Origin of the sequence: Actinoplanes campanulatus (genome assembly GCF_014647795.1) — a bacterium.
Lineage (GTDB): Bacteria > Actinomycetota > Actinomycetes > Mycobacteriales > Micromonosporaceae > Actinoplanes > Actinoplanes campanulatus.
Map to the genome: position 1 here is coordinate 197,829 of NZ_BMPW01000001.1, position 16,161 is coordinate 213,989.

At 70.5% G+C, this 16,161-nt stretch carries 13 protein-coding genes; 3 read left to right on the plus strand and 10 right to left on the minus strand.

All coding sequences use genetic code 11. The features are described 5' to 3' along the window. Window positions 1-120: 120 nt before the first annotated feature. The 5 genes from IEZ13_RS00905 to IEZ13_RS00925 are packed head-to-tail and all read right to left on the minus strand — an operon-like array spanning window position 121 to window position 7,145. Complete coding sequence (locus tag IEZ13_RS00905; protein ID WP_183215668.1) at window positions 121-2,157, minus strand: alpha-galactosidase; 2,037 nt, start codon at window positions 2,155-2,157, stop codon at window positions 121-123. Then, window positions 2,154-3,467 carry an ABC transporter substrate-binding protein gene (locus tag IEZ13_RS00910; RefSeq protein WP_229794382.1) on the minus strand — a complete coding sequence of 438 codons (1,314 nt, stop codon included), beginning with the start codon at window positions 3,465-3,467 and terminating at the stop codon, window positions 2,154-2,156. Before IEZ13_RS00910 ends, IEZ13_RS00905 begins: the two co-directional genes overlap by 4 nt. Before the next feature lie 26 nt (window positions 3,468-3,493). Continuing rightward, the gene (locus IEZ13_RS00915; protein WP_183215672.1) at window positions 3,494-4,318 is read right to left on the minus strand and encodes a carbohydrate ABC transporter permease; all 825 of its coding nucleotides are present in this window, start codon (window positions 4,316-4,318) and stop codon (window positions 3,494-3,496) included. Continuing rightward, window positions 4,315-5,178 (minus strand): carbohydrate ABC transporter permease, encoded by an 864-nt coding sequence (locus IEZ13_RS00920; RefSeq protein ID WP_183215674.1) that lies wholly within the window; start codon window positions 5,176-5,178, stop codon window positions 4,315-4,317. The genes IEZ13_RS00915 and IEZ13_RS00920 overlap by 4 nt, the downstream gene beginning before the upstream one ends. After that, a complete protein-coding gene (locus IEZ13_RS00925) occupies window positions 5,175-7,145 on the minus strand; it encodes a beta-galactosidase (RefSeq protein WP_183215676.1) in 1,971 nt (656 codons plus the stop codon). Before IEZ13_RS00925 ends, IEZ13_RS00920 begins: the two co-directional genes overlap by 4 nt. 135 nt (window positions 7,146-7,280) lie before the next feature. Here IEZ13_RS00925 and IEZ13_RS00930 point away from each other — a divergent pair, with 135 nt between their 5' ends. Further along, on the plus strand, window positions 7,281-8,300 hold the full coding sequence (locus IEZ13_RS00930) for a LacI family DNA-binding transcriptional regulator (protein ID WP_183215678.1): 1,020 nt from the start codon (window positions 7,281-7,283) through the stop codon (window positions 8,298-8,300). Window positions 8,301-8,334: 34 nt separating this feature from the next. On the opposite strand, the gene IEZ13_RS00935 is transcribed toward IEZ13_RS00930, so the two are convergent. Next, window positions 8,335-8,712, minus strand: coding sequence for a hypothetical protein (locus tag IEZ13_RS00935; RefSeq protein WP_183215680.1), 378 nt, complete (start codon window positions 8,710-8,712; stop codon window positions 8,335-8,337). Between the two features lie 224 nt (window positions 8,713-8,936). Here IEZ13_RS00935 and IEZ13_RS00940 point away from each other — a divergent pair, with 224 nt between their 5' ends. Beyond that, window positions 8,937-9,716 carry an SGNH/GDSL hydrolase family protein gene (locus IEZ13_RS00940; RefSeq protein WP_183215682.1) on the plus strand — a complete coding sequence of 260 codons (780 nt, stop codon included), beginning with the start codon at window positions 8,937-8,939 and terminating at the stop codon, window positions 9,714-9,716. Between the two features lie 25 nt (window positions 9,717-9,741). Here the strand turns inward: IEZ13_RS00940 and IEZ13_RS00945 are convergent, their stop codons facing one another. The 3 genes from IEZ13_RS00945 to IEZ13_RS00955 are packed head-to-tail and all read right to left on the minus strand — an operon-like array spanning window position 9,742 to window position 14,428. Continuing rightward, window positions 9,742-11,367 (minus strand): serine/threonine-protein kinase, encoded by a 1,626-nt coding sequence (locus tag IEZ13_RS00945; RefSeq protein ID WP_183215684.1) that lies wholly within the window; start codon window positions 11,365-11,367, stop codon window positions 9,742-9,744. Between the two features lie 45 nt (window positions 11,368-11,412). Beyond that, a complete protein-coding gene (locus tag IEZ13_RS00950; protein WP_229794383.1) occupies window positions 11,413-13,431 on the minus strand; it encodes a hybrid sensor histidine kinase/response regulator in 2,019 nt (672 codons plus the stop codon). 58 nt (window positions 13,432-13,489) lie between these two features. After that, the gene (locus IEZ13_RS00955) at window positions 13,490-14,428 is read right to left on the minus strand and encodes a ribose-phosphate diphosphokinase (RefSeq protein WP_183215688.1); all 939 of its coding nucleotides are present in this window, start codon (window positions 14,426-14,428) and stop codon (window positions 13,490-13,492) included. A 46-nt stretch (window positions 14,429-14,474) separates the two neighbouring features. Here IEZ13_RS00955 and IEZ13_RS00960 point away from each other — a divergent pair, with 46 nt between their 5' ends. Then, complete coding sequence (locus tag IEZ13_RS00960; protein ID WP_183215692.1) at window positions 14,475-15,317, plus strand: ABC transporter ATP-binding protein; 843 nt, start codon at window positions 14,475-14,477, stop codon at window positions 15,315-15,317. A gap of 89 nt (window positions 15,318-15,406) precedes the next feature. Here the strand turns inward: IEZ13_RS00960 and IEZ13_RS00965 are convergent, their stop codons facing one another. Beyond that, complete coding sequence (locus IEZ13_RS00965) at window positions 15,407-16,060, minus strand: ABC transporter ATP-binding protein (RefSeq protein WP_183215694.1); 654 nt, start codon at window positions 16,058-16,060, stop codon at window positions 15,407-15,409. Window positions 16,061-16,161: the final 101 nt, after the last annotated feature.

Consider the following 16,161-nt stretch of genomic DNA (forward strand, 5'->3'; position numbering starts at 1 on the left):
AAGAGAGCGCCGGTAACTCATCGCAACCGAACCTCCAGGTCGTAACGACCCACCTTCAGCCCTGTTCGGCCGGTTACGGCTTCTGCTGAGGTCGACCGGCGCCGGGCGGCACATGCGCTGTCAGTGCGGAGAGACCTCGATGAGCAGGGCCTGCTCCGGGGTGAGCAGCGGGGCGGGGAGACCCACCTCGGCCAGCACCCGGCCGGTGAGGGTGGCCGAGCCGGCGGCCAGCCACGGGGGCGGGGCGTCCTGGAGCGTCCGGGGTGGGACGCCGATCGGGCGGACCGTGTAGAGGCGGTCCGGGTCGAGGCCGGGCAGCCGGATCGGCGGCGGCAGGGCGGCCCGCGGTGCGCCCAGCGTGACCAGGGCGAAGACCGCGTGTGTGCGGTCCTGGGCGACGACCCCGTGCAGCAGGTGCGCCGGGTCGGGCGAGTCGGCGCGGACCACGCGGCCGGTGTGCAGCAGGGGGCGCAGGCGCTTGTGCTCGGTGATCCACGCGGCGATGTCGAGGCGTTCGGATTCGGAGGCGGCGGTCAGGTTCCACTCGATGCCGGCGCTGCCGAACAGGGCGGTGGCCAGGCGCAGGCCGAGAGCCGAGGTGCGCCCGGTGACGTGTGCGGTGGCCGCGCCCAGGTGCCCGCCCAGGTACTCCGGCGGGATCAGCACGCCGGTCCAGCGCTGGATCGACTGCCGGTCCAGCGGGTCGTTGGTGTCGGATGTCCAGAATCGGTCGACGAGTTCGAGGATGCCGAGGTCGATGCGGGCCCCGCCGGAGGCGCAGCTCTCGATCTCCACGTGCGGGAACCGGGCGCGCAGCGACGTGAGCAGCCGGTAGAGGGCGCGGGTCTGCCGGCCGGAGTGCGGGGTCAACAGGTCGCGGTTGTGGTCCCACTTGAGGAACGCGATCGGGTACTCGGTGAGCAGGGCGGACAGCCGGTCCAGCAGGTAGTCGTGGGCCTTGGTGAGGTCGAGGGCACGCTGCCGGCGCCAGGTGGGGCCGGTGCCGCCGTCCAGGATCCAGTCGGGGTGGGCGGCGGCGAGGGCCGAGTCGGGGCTGATCATCTCCGGTTCGACCCAGAGGCCGAAGTCCATGCCGGCCTTCTCCACCCGGGCGATCAGCGGGTGCAGGCCGTCCGGCCAGACCTCAGCGTCGACGAACCAGTCGCCGAGGGCGCGCCGGTCGTCGCGGCGGCCGGCGAACCAGCCGTCGTCCAGCACGAACCGTTCGGCACCGACGGAGGCGGCGGCGTCGACGAGGTCGCTCAGCACGCCGAGGTCGTGGTCGAAGTAGACGGCCTCCCAGGTGTTGAGGACCACCGGGCGGGGCAGCCGCGCCGGGGAGTGGGCGCGGATCCACGGGTGCAGGCGATCGGAGAGGCCGTCGAGACCGGCGTCCGAGAAGACCGCGACGAGCCAGGGCGTCGCATAGGACTCGCCGGGGGCGAGCCGGATCTCTCCGGGGCTGAGCAGTTCACCCGCTCCCAGGACGCCGTAGCCGAGAGCACTCCGCTCGGCCCAGATCCGCTTGTCGCCGCTCCAGGCGAGGTGGACGGCCCACACCCGGCCGGCCCGGAAGCCGAAGCCGGGCTCCCCGGCGATCATCAGGAACGCGTCGTCGTGGCCGGGACGGCCGTGCCGGCTCTCCCGGCTCCACACGCCGTGCCGCAGCGGGGCACGCTGCGGCAGCCGCTCGTGCGACCAGAGGCCGGTGAAGTCGAGGAGCTCGGCGGCGCTGTCCGGGATCGGGAGCAGCATGTCGAGGCCGGGGACCGTCAGCTCGGCGTCGCCACGGTTGGTCGCCCGGTGCCGCAGTCGCAGGACACCCTCCGCGGACATCCCCAGCTCCGTGGTTACCTCTTGCGTGGAATCGGGGCTCGAGTGCCGTACAAAAGCGGTGTTTTCGGAAGCGTGCGCATCGATGAGCCGCAGCGGACCCGCGGAGAGTGCGGGCCGGCCGGTCCATCCCTCTTCGAGGGAGGGCAGGAGAGAAAGACGCAGGGGTACGTCGATCGAGCTCGGTGGCACCGCGGGCACGAAGTGGTCCTCGGCGGGGAGGTGGTCGCCCAGGTCGGGACCCCAGTGGAGGATGCGCGCGGCGGTGCCGCGGGTGTCGAGCACGAGGCTGACACCCGCGGCACGCAGGTGGAACACGGTCACTCGGCGACCGGGATGGACTGGGACTTCATGTTCTCGACGGTCTTCGCCTGGGTGGTCTTGAGCGCGTCGAGCAGGGTGCCGTTGCCGGAGACGGCGGCCTTGAAGCCGTCCGACGCGGTGGCGTAGGTGCTGGTCATCGTCGGTCCCCAGACGAAGTCGGGCGCGACCTGGCCGGAGGCCGTCGCGAAGACATCGTAGATCTTCTGGCCGCCGTAGAACTCGACTCCCTCGGACAGCGCCGGGAGCTTGGCGCCGGCCTTGGTCGCCGGGTAGAGCTGCGCCTCCTTGTTGAGCAGAGTCAGCGCCTCCTCGGAGGTGTTCAGCCAGAGAGCGAACTTCGCGGCCTCGTACGGGTGTTTCGAGCCCTTGAAGACGGCGGTCGACGAGCCGCCCCAGTTGCCGGCGACGGTGGCGCCGGAGGTCCACTGCGGCATCGGGGCGACCGCCCACCTACCCTTGGTGGCGGGGGCGCCGGACATGATCGAGTTGGCGCCCCACACCGCGGAGGTCCAGGTCCAGGCCTGGCCGGTGTTGTAGGCGTTGTCCCACTCGGTGGTCCACGGCGGCACGCTCGACACGAGCTTCTTGTCGATCAGGCCCTGCCAGTAGCCGGCGACCTTGGTGGTGGCCTCGTCCTGGAGGTTGACGGTCCACTTGCTGCCGTCGTTGGCGAACCAGCGGCCACCGGCCTGCCAGGCGAAGCCGGCGAACTGGTTGATGTCGCTCTGCGAGAAGTTGGTGATGTAGCCACCGGCGGCCTTCACCTTCTCGGCGGCCGCGGCGTACTCGTCCCAGGTGGTCGGCACCGGGATGTTGTTCTTCTCGAACAGGTCCTTGCGGTAGAAGAGCGCCATGGGCCCGGCGTCCTGCGGGATGCCGTAGACCGAGTTCTCCTCACCGAACGTGACCTGGCCCCAGGTCCAGTCGACGAACTGGTCCTTGGCGGCGGTCACCTCGGCGCAGTCGGCCAGGTTGGTCAGGCCGTCCTGGACGCGGAAGCTGGGCAGCGCGTCGTACTCGATGTGGCCCAGGTCGGGGGCGTTGCCGGCCTTGAGCTGGTTGAAGAAGTTGGCGTAGGTGCCGCCGTTGCCGTTCGGGCCGGTCTGCACCTTGACCTGGATGTTCGGGTTCTTGTCGTTCCAGACCTTCACCACGTTCTCGATCCCGGGGATCCAGGTGGTGTAGGTCAGCGTGACGTTGCCTTCCGAAGGGGCACAGCTCTTCGAGTCGGCGGCGGTTTCGGAAGATCCACCGGATGAGCAGGCACCGAGTGCGAGTGCTGAGACCAGCACGACACTGAGAGCGCGCATTTCGATCCTCATTTCTTAAGGGGGGGTTACTTGATGGCGCCGGAGCCGAGGCCGTTGCGCCAGAACCGCTGCAGGAGCAGGAAGGCGATCACCAGGGGCACGATGGAGACGAGCGCGCCGGTGAGCACCAGCATCCGCAGCTCGGGAAGCTGGTTGACCTGGGTGTTCCAGGTGTAGAGGCCGAGGGTGACCGGGAAGAGGCGTTCCTCGCCGAGCATGATCAGCGGGAGCAGGAAGTTGTTCCAGACCGCGACGAAGTGGAACAGGAAGATCGTCACGAGGGCCGGGAACATCAGCCGGCTGGAGATGGTGAAGAAGGTGCGGATCTCGCCGGAGCCGTCCAGGCGGGACGCTTCGAGAAGTTCGTCCGGGACACTGGCGGTGGCGTAGATCCGGGCCAGGTAGACGCCGAACGGGTTGACCAGGCTGGGCAGGAAGACCGACCAGAAGGTGTTCGTCGCCTCGAACTGGCTGAAGATCAGGAACAACGGTAGGGCGAGTGCGGTGGCCGGCACGAGGACCCCGCCCAGGACGATGTCGAAGATCGCCTCGCGGCCCCGGAAACGGTACTTGGCCAGGGCGTATCCACACATGGCGGCCAGGATCGTGCCGAGCAGCGCGGCCCCGCCGGTGTAGACGACGCTGTTCAGCATCCAGCGCAGGAAGACCCCGTCCCGGTACGCGAACAGCTCCTTCAGGTTGTCGATCAGCGCGAAGTCGGCGAACCAGAGGGGTGTGGTCGAGGTGAATTCACTCCTGGTCTTGGACGCGGCGACGAACAGCCACCAGATCGGGACCAGGAAGTAGAAGGTCGCGGCTCCCATGATCACCATCGGCGTCACGCGCTTCATTTGTCGCCTCCCCGCTGGGTGACCTTGAGGAAGGCGAACGACAGCAGGCACGTGGCCAGGGCCAGCACCACCGAGAACGCCGCGGCCAGGTTGAAGTTCGGAATGGACGAGGTGGAGTAGACAGTCAGGTTCGGCGTGTACGTGCTGGTCACCGCGGAGCTGAAGGTGCGGAACACCTGAGGCTCGGCCAGCAGCTGGAGGGTGCCGATGATCGAGAAGACGGTGGTCAGCACGATCGCCGGCATCACCAGTGGGATCTTGATGGCCCAGGCGGTGCGGACCGCGCCGGCGCCGTCGATGCGCGCCGCCTCGTACACCTCCTGCGGGATCGCCAGCAGGGAGGAGTAGATGATCAGCATGTTGTAGCCGACGTACACCCAGGTCACGACGTTCGCCATGGACCAGAGCACCACGTCGGCGCTGAGCAGGTCGACGTTGCCGGTGACCGCGTCGAACGGGGACAGGCTGGGCGAGTAGAGGAAGCCCCACATGATCGCGGCGACCACACCGGGCACCGCGTACGGGACGAAGAACGCCAGCCGGAAGAACCGCCGCCCCTTGACCAGTCCGGAGTCCAGCAGCAGCGCCAGGAACAGGGCCAGGCCCAGCATCACCGGCACCTGCACGACGCCGAACAGCAGCACCCGGCCGATCGACTCCCAGAACGGGCCGTCGGCGAAGACCCGCTGGTACTGGGTCAGGCCGCCGAACACCTCGACCGCCGGGCCGAACGTGCCGGTGCGCTCCACCCTGCACAGCGACTGCTTGATCGCGTACAGGATCGGGGCCAGGTAGAACGCGGTGAACAGCAGGCCGAACGGGAGGATGAAGAACAGCAGGGCCTTCTTCGGGGCTTTCACCGGGCCTCCTCTCGGATCACGGCCACACCGCCGCCCTCGACGCGGAGCGACCCGCTGATCGCCTGGCCGGCGACGAGGTCGTACCCGGTGGTGGGGTGCTCGACGGGATCGGTCCCGTGGTTGATGACGAAGAGGTAGGAGCGGCCGCCCCCGGAGCGCCGGACGATCTCGACGTTGCCGGTCTCTCCGCGGCGGCCGGTCGCCTCTCTAAACAGCTCGGACATATCCGTTTTAGTGGCTACGTACCATGCGACGCCGTCGCCGTACTGATTGCGGGTGATCGCGGGGACCCCCGGGAGAAGCCCGTCCCGGTAGGAGGCCTCCACCGTGGCCGTGGTGACTCGCAGCCGTTCGGTCCAGAGCGTCGCGGTCGCGCCGTTCGTCAGCGTCACGGACATTTCCGGCTGCAGCGGCGCGAACTCCTCGGCCACCACCCCGAGCAGGTCCCGGAACGCCCCCGGATAACCGCCGAGCCGGATCCGGTCCCGCTCGTCGACGATCCCGCTGAAGAAGGTGACCACCACGTGCCCGCCGGCGGCCACGTAGTCGGCGATCGCCCGGGCGTGCTCGTCCGACACCATGTAGAGACACGGGACGACTACCAGCCGGTAGCGGCTCAGGTCGGTGCCGGGCGCGATCACGTCGGTGGTCACGCCGAGCCCGCGCAGCGCCCGGTGCGCGGCGTGCACCTGGTCGAGGTAGGTGACCGCCTGCGACGGCCGCGCCTCGCCCTCGGCCGACCACCACGAGTCCCAGCTGAACAGCAGGGCCGCGTCGGCCTCGACCTCCGTGCCGGCCACCTCGCCGATCCGGTCCAGGGTCTCGGACAGTCGCAGCACCTCGCGCCAGGCGACGGTGTCGGTGCCGGCGTGCGGCAGCATCGCCGAGTGGAACTTCTCGGCGCCCTGGGCCGACGCCCGCCACTGGAAGAAGCAGATCGAGTCGGCGCCGCGGGCCACGTGGGTCAGCGAGTTGCGGATCATCTCGCCGGGCGCCTTGGTGAGGTTGTGCGGCTGCCAGTTGACCGCGCCGGCCGCCTGCTCCATCAGCATCCACGGGCGCCCGCCGGCCAGGCCGCGGGTCAGGTCGGCGGCGAAGGACAGCTCCGCGACCGGGTCGCCGAGGCGGTGGTCCAGGTAGTGGTCGTTGGCGATCACGTCCATCTCCGGCGCCCAGGACCAGTAGTCGAGGTTGCGGATGTGGGCGGTGACCATGAAGTTCGTGGTGACCGGCGTCTGCGAGTGCTTGCGCAGGATCGAGGCCTCGGCGCGGTAGTAGCCGAGCAGCTCGTCGGAGCTGAACCGGTGGAAGTCGACGATCTGGGCCGGGTTGCGCAGCGACAGCGCGAGGCGGGGCGGCTGGATCTCCGACCAGTCGCCGTACCGCTGGCTCCAGAACGAGGTGCCCCAGGCCGCGTTCAGCGTCTCGATCTTCCGGTAGCGGCCGCGCAGCCAGTTCCGGAACGCCTCGGCGCTGGTCTCGCAGTAGCAGAGCGCGTTGTGGCAGCCCAGCTCGTTGGAGACGTGCCACAGGACCAGGGCGGGGTGCCGGCCGTACCGGCGGGCGACCCGGGAGACCAGGTCCAGCGCCCGGTCCCGGAAGACCGGGGAGCTGGGGCACCAGGCCTGCCGGCCGCCCGGGAAGCGGGTCGTGCCGTCCTCGGCGACCGGCAGCACCTCGGGGTAGCGGCTGGTGAGCCAGGGTGGCGGGGACGAGGTCCCGGTGCCGAGGTTGAGCTTGATGCCGTTGGCGTGCAACAGCTCGACGACCTCGTCGAGGTCGTCGAAGCGGTACTCCCCCGGGCTCGGCTCGAGATTGGACCAGCCGAAGATGTTGACGGCTACCAGGTCCACCCCGGCCTGCCGCATCAGCGCGACGTCCTCGCGCCAGACGTCCGGCGACCACTGCTCCGGGTTGTAGTCGCAGCCCAGGCTGACGCCCGGCACCGGCATGCGCACGAATTTCATAGCACTCCTGGTCAGCGAATGTGTGCACGTGCACACATTTCCGCGAACCTAAACGGCTGTTACGGATGTGTGAACGTGCACACAGTAGGACTGGCCTGCGAAGAGGTCAATAGCGAGCGGGTTACTGTTGATCGCATGTCCCGGCCCCAGCCCCAGAAACGCGCCACCGTGCACGACATCGCGGCCGCGGCCGGTGTGTCCCGGGGCACCGTGAGCCGCGTGCTGAACGGCGGTTACGTCTCCGCCGAGGCACGCGCCGCCATCGAGGCGGCGATCACCGAGGTCGGCTACGTGCCGAACAACGCGGCGCGGGCGCTGAAGATGCGCCGGTCGCAGGCGGTCGCCTTCGTCACGCTGGAGCCGCACTCGCTCTTCCTCGACGACCCCAACATCGGCTCGATCATGCTGGGCGCCAACGCGGCGCTGTCGCTGGCCGACCACCAGATGGTCAGCCTGGTCGTCGAGTCGTCACGGGACACCGAGCGGGTCGCCCGCTATCTGAGCGGCGGTTTCGTCGACGGCGCCATCGTCGTGTCCGCCCGCACCCAGGATCCGATCATCAAGGTGATCAGCGACCTCTCGCTGCCGGCCGCGTTCGTCGGCCACCCGCCCGAGCTGGACCGGACCATCCCCTTCGTCGGGATAGACAACGTCGGCTCGGCCCGCGCCATCACCGAGCACCTGCTCACCGGCGGCCGCCGCCGGATCGGCATGATCGCCGCCGCGCTGGACCGGGACTCCGGCATAGACCGACTGGCCGGGTTCCGCGCCGCGCTCGGCCCCCTCTTCGACGAGGAGATGGTCGCCGACGTCCCGCACTACGACTACGGCTCCGGCGTCAAGGGCATGCGCGAGCTGCTGGAACGCGATCGGAGTGTGGACGGGGTCTTCGCCGCCTCGGACGCGATCGCGGCCGGCGCCCTGGAGGCGCTGCGGGAAGCTGGGCGCAGCGTTCCCGGCGACGTCGGCGTGGTCGGCTTCGACGACAGCACGTGGGCGGTCCGCTGCCAGCCGCAGCTCACCACGGTGCACCAGCCGGCCAAGGAGATCGGCTCCTGCGCGGCCCAGTTGGTGCTGCGCCAGTTGCGCGGCGAGCACCCGGACCCGGGCGGTCAGCTGCTGCCCACCCCGCTGGTGCTGCGCGACTCCGCCTGACCCGACCTGGCCGACCTCGCCTGGCCGACCTCGCCTAGCCGAGGAAGCCCCGCCACCGCTCGGCGAGGGTCGGGGGCGGCGACGACGGGGGCACCCGGCGGGTCACCGCCGGCCGCACGGAACGGCCGATCGGGCGGTCGTAGTCGGCGGCCGCGATGGCGTCGACGATCTGGTCGTCGGTGTAGTCCTCGGAGCCCGGGATCGAGTCGACGAAGCCGACCAGCACCCCGTCCCGCATCACCTGGGCCTTGAGGGCGGCCGATCCGTCGTCGCCCCACAGCGCCTCGCGGCCGTCGGCCAGCACGATGCGGACGGCGTAGCCGGAGCGCCCGGCGCTCGGCAGTTTCAGATGAGCGAAAACGTCACGATCCCGCAGACGGGTGACGACACGGCGGGCCCGGCTCTCCTCCATGATCGAACGCTAGCGCGCATGCCTGGAAGGCCGCTGAGGATTCGCCGCCCGGCGAGTCGCACACGAAACATGACCTTGCGTGATAGGCCCAGGTCACATCGATGGATGTTACTACTTCTTAACAGGAATTTCACGGGATTCCATTTCTCGGAAGACGGGCTTACCGTGCGGTAACCGAAGCGCTTCGGTCCCCGTATCCCCACGTGGAGCATCGGAGGCCATCGATGAGTAGGGCTACCGTTCTCGCCTGTCTCGTCACCTCGTCCGTCCTGAGCCTCGCCCTCGCCGCACCCGCCCAGGCGGCGAGCATCGACTACGTCGCCCTGGGCGACTCGTACTCCTCCGGCGTCGGTGCGCCCGGCCAGTCCGGCACCTGCCTGCGCAGCAACAACGCCTACGGGCCCAAGTGGGCCGCGGCCAACAGCCCGGCGTCGTTCCAGTTCCTGGCCTGCGGCGGCGCCGTCACCGACGACATCGTGCGCACCCAGGCGCCGGCCATCAAGGCCGGCGCCGACCTGGTCAGCATCACGATCGGCGGCAACGACGCCGGGTTCGCCCCGACCATCGTCACCTGCCTGACCTCCAGCGACTCCGCCTGCGTCAGCAAGGTCAACCAGGGGAAGACGTACGTCGCGAACACCCTGCCCGGCAAGCTCGACGCGGCGTACTCGGCGATCCGGGCCAAGGCGCCGGGCGCCCGGGTGGTGGTGCTCTCCTACCCGCTGATCTTCGACACCGCGTCGCTGATCTGCGAGATGAGCACGGCCAAACGGCGGGCGATCAACGACGGCGCCCGGGTCCTCGACGAAATGATCCAGCAGCGCGCCGAGGCGGCCGGGTTCGTCTACTCCGACGTGCGCGACGAGTTCACCGGGCACGGCGTGTGCTCGTCCCGGCCGTGGCTCAACGGGCTGACGATCATCCCGCCGCAGAACTCGTACCACCCGAACACCAGTGGCTACACCAGCGGATACCTGCCGGCCTTCACCGGCGCGGCGGGCTGACGCCACTCGACGGCACCACGGGGCCTCACCAGGTGAAGGTGTGGCCCCGGGCGGTGTTCGAGAACGAGCGGCCGTCGCGAACGAACCGGTAGGACATCACCACCGTGTAACTCCGGCCCCGGCGCGGGCTGGCGGCGGCCGGACCACACCCACGGATGAAGCTCTGCCGGGTGAACCGCAGATCGCAGGTGGTGGGCCCGGCGACGGTCCGCCCGGTGGCGGCGTCGCGCAGGGTCACCTCGACCCGGGCGCGGCCACCCGCCGGAGCGGTCAGCGAACCCTGGAACCGGACGTCACGGCCGGTCGAATGGCACGGGCGCGGGCCCACCGCGGTCCGGCTCGGCAGGTCGAACACCAGGCCCTGCGCGCACTGCCACGGCCCGCGCGCTCTGCCCTCCGGCAGCGGCGACCGGGCGGTGGTCCTGGCCGGGGCGGTGCGCGTCGACCGTACCGCCGCCGCTTTGGGCTGGGGCGCCGCAAGCGCGACGCCCTTCGCCGCCCGGTGCTCACGACCGGATCGGTTGGCCGGAGGGCGCGAAGCGCCGGCGCGAGGCGCGGCCCGGGTGAGCGACGGCACGCTCGGAGCGACGATCACGGTGGGCGCCGCCTCCGGCGTCTCGTCGTCCTGCCGGCCCAGATGCCAGGCCGTGGTGGCGATCGCGGAGACGAGCATCGCCCCGACGGTCAGCGCCGCCATCGCGCCCGGCCGGGACCAGCGACCGGCCGCATCGTTGCGGTGCGGACGGCGGCGCGGCCCGGGCACCGGCGGCTTGCGCGGACCGGCCTCCTCCGCAAGGACCTCGGATTCCGCGGACGGCGCCCGGGGCAGCGCGGGCGCCGAACGCAGGCTCGCGGCCAGCGCGGTCAGGTCGTTGACCAGCTCGGCGGCGCTGGGACGCAGGCGCGGCTTGGCGGAGAGACAGGTGGTCACGATCCGCCAGAGCGGATCGGGGATGCCGTCGCGGCGCTCCGGCTTCCCCTCCGCGTGCAGGCGCATCAGCTCCGGGATCGAATCGGAGCGGTACGGCGGACGGCCGCAGACCAGCTCGTAGAGCAGCACACCGAGGGCGTACACGTCGGTGGCCGCGCTCGGCGTGGTCCCGTGGAACGCCTCGGGCGCCATGTAGTGCGGCGTGCCGACCACCGCGTTCGGGGTGGTCATGCTGGGCAGCGTGAGGATGCGGGCGATGCCGAAGTCGGTGAGCCGGGTCTGGCCGTCACCGTCCAGCAGCACGTTGTCCGGTTTCAGGTCGCGGTGGATGACGCCCAGTTCGTGCGCCTCGGCGAGGGCCGCGGCGATCTGCGCGGCGAGACGGGCCGCCTCGGCGGGTGACATCGTCCCGTCCCGGTGCAGGTGATCGCGCAGATTGCCGCCGTCCACCAGGTCCATCACCAGCGCGAGCGTCTCGCCGACACTGAACAGGTCGCGGACCCGGACCACGTTGGGATGCCGCAGCATCAACAGGATGGTCCGCTCCTGGACGAAGCGGGTGACCAGGCGCGGTTGCCGGAGCAGGCTCTCGTGGAGCAGCTTGACGGCGACCGGTTCGTTGGTGGGATGGTGCTCTCCCCGCCAGACGGTTCCGGTCGCGCCCTGTCCGATAGGGCGGATCAGGCGGTACGAGTTCCCGACGAGTTGGTCCTCAGCCACCCCGGAATACTGCGCTTTGCCCGAAATTTCGGCAAGTTGGGGTCATTATCCTGACACTGGCGGTTGAGGGCCGCACAGCGAGCGGATCGCGCCCAGCAGCGTCGACCGGGTGAACGGCTTCTCCAGCAGCATGCTGTTCTCGTCCAGGTGCAACTGCGGGCCCAGGGACGCCGCCGTGTACCCGGACATGTAGAGCACCGGCAGATCCGGTTGATGCGTCCGCAGCGCCCCGGCCAGCTCCGGCCCGGTCATCGTCGGCATCACCACGTCGGTGATCAGCAGGTCCGGCCGTGCCCCCGCGGCCACCTCGGTGACCGCCATCAGCGCGTCGGTGGCCACCGCGATCTCGTAACCGGCCGGTTCGATCAGCCGGCGTACCAGCTGGGCCACGTCCGGCTGGTCCTCGACGATCAGCACCCGGCCGATCACGTTGGTCCGCCGCTGCCGCTCCCCGGACGTACCGCCCCTCTGCTCGGCCGCCGGCAGGTAGATGTGCACCGTCGTACCCATCCGGGGTTGCGACTCCAGCTCGATGTGACCGCCCAGGTTGTGCACGATCCCGGCGGCGGTGGCCAGGCCCAGGCCGGCCGCGGTCGGACGGGTGGTGAAGAACGGCTCCAGCGCCCGGCGGCGGACCTCCTCGGCCATGCCGGCGCCGGTGTCGGTGATCACCAGGTGCACCAGCTTGCCGGTGGGCGCGCCCTCGGCCAGCTGCCCCGGCTCGATCACCTTGTTGGTGGCGGTCACCCGGACCATGCCGCCGTGCAGCATGGCGTCCCGGGCGTTCGCGGCCAGGTTGACCAGCGCCTGCTCCAGCGGGCCCCGCTCGGCGCGGATCGGCCACACCTCCGGGCCGAACGCCAGATCCAGGCCGATGTGCTCGCCGAGCGTCCGGCTGAACAGCGCCTGCACGTCGGTGAGCAGGTCCGGGATCGGGATCACCTCGGGACGGCCGCCCTCACTGCGGCCGAACGCCAGCAACTGGTGGGTCAGTGTCCGCCCGGTCCCGACCGCGTCCAGGATGTCCTTGGCCAACTGGTAGTGCGAGGACCCCTCCTCCGCGCTGCTCAGGATCATGTCCGCCGAGCCGGCCACCACGGTCATCAGGTTGTTGAAGTCGTGCGACAGCCCACCGATCAGCTGGCCCAGGCTGTCCAGCCGCCGCAGGTGGTCCAGCTGCCGCTTGAGACCCCGCGCGTCGATGTGGTCGGTGGTGTCGGTGATCATGCACAGGACGCCGGTGAACTCGTGGTTCTCGTCCTGGACCGGCATCATGCTGATCCGTACGCTGCGCCGGGAACCGTCCGCCCGCATCAGCCGGGTCGCGCCGACCGTGGACCGGCCGGTCTTGCACTCGGCGATCCGGCGGTCCAGCTCCTTCTGCCCGACGTTGTCCAGGAAGCCGCGCAGCGACACCCCGACGAGCTCGGCCCGCGGCATCCCGAGGACCACGCCGATCGGCTCGTTGGCGTACGTCGCCACGCCGTTCGGGTCCAGCTGGAGCACACCCTCCGGGATCGTCTCCAGCACCCGGCGGTACCGCTCCTCGGCCACCCGCAGCCGCTCCTGGGCGCGGGCGCTGCTCATCGCCAGCGACAGCTCGCCGGCGATGTCCCGGGCCAGCTCCACCTCCGGGGTGGAGTAGAAGGCGTCCGGGGTGTGCCGGGTGAGGATCAGCAGGCCCGAGTACGTGTTGTCCACGATCACCGGGATCAGCACCGCCGCGGTGATCGACAACTCGGGGTTGGCGAGCGCGGCCGCCGACTCGCCGGCCAGCACGATCGGGCGGCGGCTGGCGGCCAGTGTGGTCGAGTACTCGTCGTCGGGGGCCTGGCCGGCCCGGTTCAGCGCCAGGGCCAGCGGGTCCGATCGTTCGTTGTCGAGATGGTGGTACGCGATCTCCTCGTACCGGCCGTCCTCACGGAGCAGTTGCACACCCGCGCCGTCACCGATCATGTCGGCGGCGGCGCGGGCGGCCGTGGAACGGACCTCGGCCGGATCCGACGCTGCCCGGCTGAGCGCGAGGGCGAGGTCGGCAAGCGCGTACCGGAGGGGGTAAGCCATGACACCCATGCGGTAATGATTCGCGTTTCGTGAGGCCGGTGAGACCGGTTTGCCAGAATCAGGCGAACAGCGCGCTCACCGACTCGCCGTTGTGAATGCGCCGGATGGCCTCGGCGAGCGCCGGCGCCACCGACAGGATGGTCAGCTTGTCGGTGCGGTTCCGCTGCGGGATCGGCACCGTGTTGGTGCAGACGATCTCCTCGATCTCCTTCTCGTCCGACAGCCGCTGCACCGCGTCGTTCGTGAACAGGCCGTGCGTGCAGGCCACCCGGACACTGCGCACGTTGCGCTCCCGCAGCCGGGCCAGCAACTCGAACACCGTGCTGCCCTTGGCGATCTCGTCGTCCAGCACGATCACGTCCCGGTCGGCCACCTCGCCGATCACCGAGCTGATCACCACCTTGTCGTCGGCGAACCGCTGCTTGGCGCCGGCCGCCACCTCGACCCCCAGCATCCGCGCGAACGCCGCGGCCTCCTTCGCGTTGCCCAGGTCCGGGGAGACCACGACGGTGTTGCTCAGGTCATAGCCGCGGAAGTGGTGGGCCAGCTCACGCAGCGCGTGCAGGTGGTCCACCGGGATGCTGAAGAACCCGTGCACCTGCGGCGAGTGCAGGGTCATCGCCAGCACCCGGTCGGCGCCCGCGGTGCTCAGCAGGTCGGCGACCAGGCGGCCGCCGATGGAGATCCGCGGGGCGTCCTTCTTGTCACTGCGGGCGTAGGCGTAGTGCGGCAGGACCACGGTGATCCGGGCCGCCGACGCGCCCCGCGCCGCGTCCAGCATGAACAGCAGTTCGGCCAGGTGCTCCTGGGTCGGCGGCACCAGCGGCTGGATCAGGAAGACGTCCCGCTCCCGGCAGTTCCCCTGCAACTGCACCTCGATGCAGTCGTTGGCGAACCGGGAGATCTGGGTGGGCATGAGCGGCACCCCAAGGTGCTCGCAGATCTCGGCGGCGAGTTCAGGATGGGCAGATCCGGTGAAAACGGCGATGTCGCGCACGGGGACACCCTATTCACCGGGGCGGACGTTGATTAGTTTGGGCGTCATGAACGGACTCGCCGTCGCCTGCCGCCGGGTAGTGCACATCTACCGCGCCGAAGCGGGCGACGTGGTCGCCCTCGCCGGCGTCGACCTCTCCATCGCCCCCGGCGAGACGCTGGCGCTGGTCGGCCCGTCCGGCTCCGGCAAGTCCACCCTGATCGCGCTGCTGGCCGGGCTGATGCGCCCGTCCGCCGGCCGGATCAACATCGGCACCTACGACATGGGCAAACTCTCCGACGGCGAGATCTCCCGGCTGCGCGGCACCGAGATCGGCGTCGTCCTCCAGGGCGCCTCCCGCAACCTGCTGCCCTACGCGTCGCTACACCGCAACATCCGGCTCGCCCAGCGCCGGGCCGCACACACCCGCGGCATCGAACTCGACGACCCCGACCGCATCCTCGACCTGGTCGGCCTCCCCGGCCAGGGCCGCCGTAAGCTCGCCGAACTCACCCCCGGCGCCCAGCAGCGCGCCGCCCTGGCCGTCGGCATCGCCACCGGCCCCGGCCTGCTGCTCGTCGACGAACCCACCAGCCGTCTCGACACGGCCGGGCGCGACGAGGTCCTGGACGCCCTGGAGACGGTCAACACCGAACGCCAGACCACCATCGTCGTGGTCACCCACGACAACGAGGTCGGCGCCCGCCTGGGCCGCGCCGTCACCATCCGCGACGGCCGCGTCGGCGCCGAGGGCCGCGACGGCCAGGACTTCGCGGTGGTCGCCGGCGACGGCACGGTCCAGCTGCCGCCGGAGGTGCTGGGCTCCTATCCGCCGGGCACGCTCTTCACGGTCCAGCACATCGAGGGCGAGGTCACCCTGCTGCCCTCCGGGCACGAGACCCCGGTCTAGCACCCGCGCTCCGCGCGGATGCACTCTCGGCAATCTTGGACGGTTTGCCACCTCTCGCGGTGGAAAGACGCCCAAGATCGGCGCTCCGGTCAGGGGCGGGGCCAGGTGACGACGCCGTCGGTGAGGTGGAGTTCGCGGTCGCAGGCCGCCGCGGCCTCCGGGTCGTGGGTGGCGAAGACGACCGTCGCGCCGCGGGCCGCCTCGGCTCGGAGCAGGTCGAGGACCCGCTGACGGTTCGCCGCGTCGAGTTCGCTGGTCACCTCGTCGGCCAGCACGATCTTCCCGCGCAGCGCCAGGCCGCGCGCCACCGCGGTGCGCTGCTGCTGGCCACCGGAGAGCTCGTCGATCAACTGGTTCGCCTGGCCGGAGAGGCCGAGCGCGTCCAGCGACTCGGAGGTCCGCCGCCGCGCGTCCGCCGGTGAGCCACCGGTCGCGATCACCGCCACCGAGATGTTCTCGGCCGCGGTGAGGATCGCGGCCAGACCGTTGTCCTGCGGTATGAGCACCACCCCGAGCGATACGGCGTGATCCCGGCCGGTCAGCGGCGCGCCGTCCACCGAGATCTTCCCGGAACGCGGCGCGAGCAGACCCGCCATCGCCCGCAGCAGCGTGCTCTTCCCGGCCCCGGACGTACCGGTGACCGCGAGCACCTCGCCCGGCCGGACCGTCACGGCGACCCCGCTCAGCACCGGCGTCCCGTCGCCATAGCCGAACGCCGCATCCTCCACCGTCAGCGTCCCCATCGCCGTCCCTCCGCTCTCCCCGTTGCCATCAACGCCGTCTCTTGACCGCTCCGCGATTGCCCCGCCCGATCCACTCCGCCGCCGTCCGTAACCGGACCGCC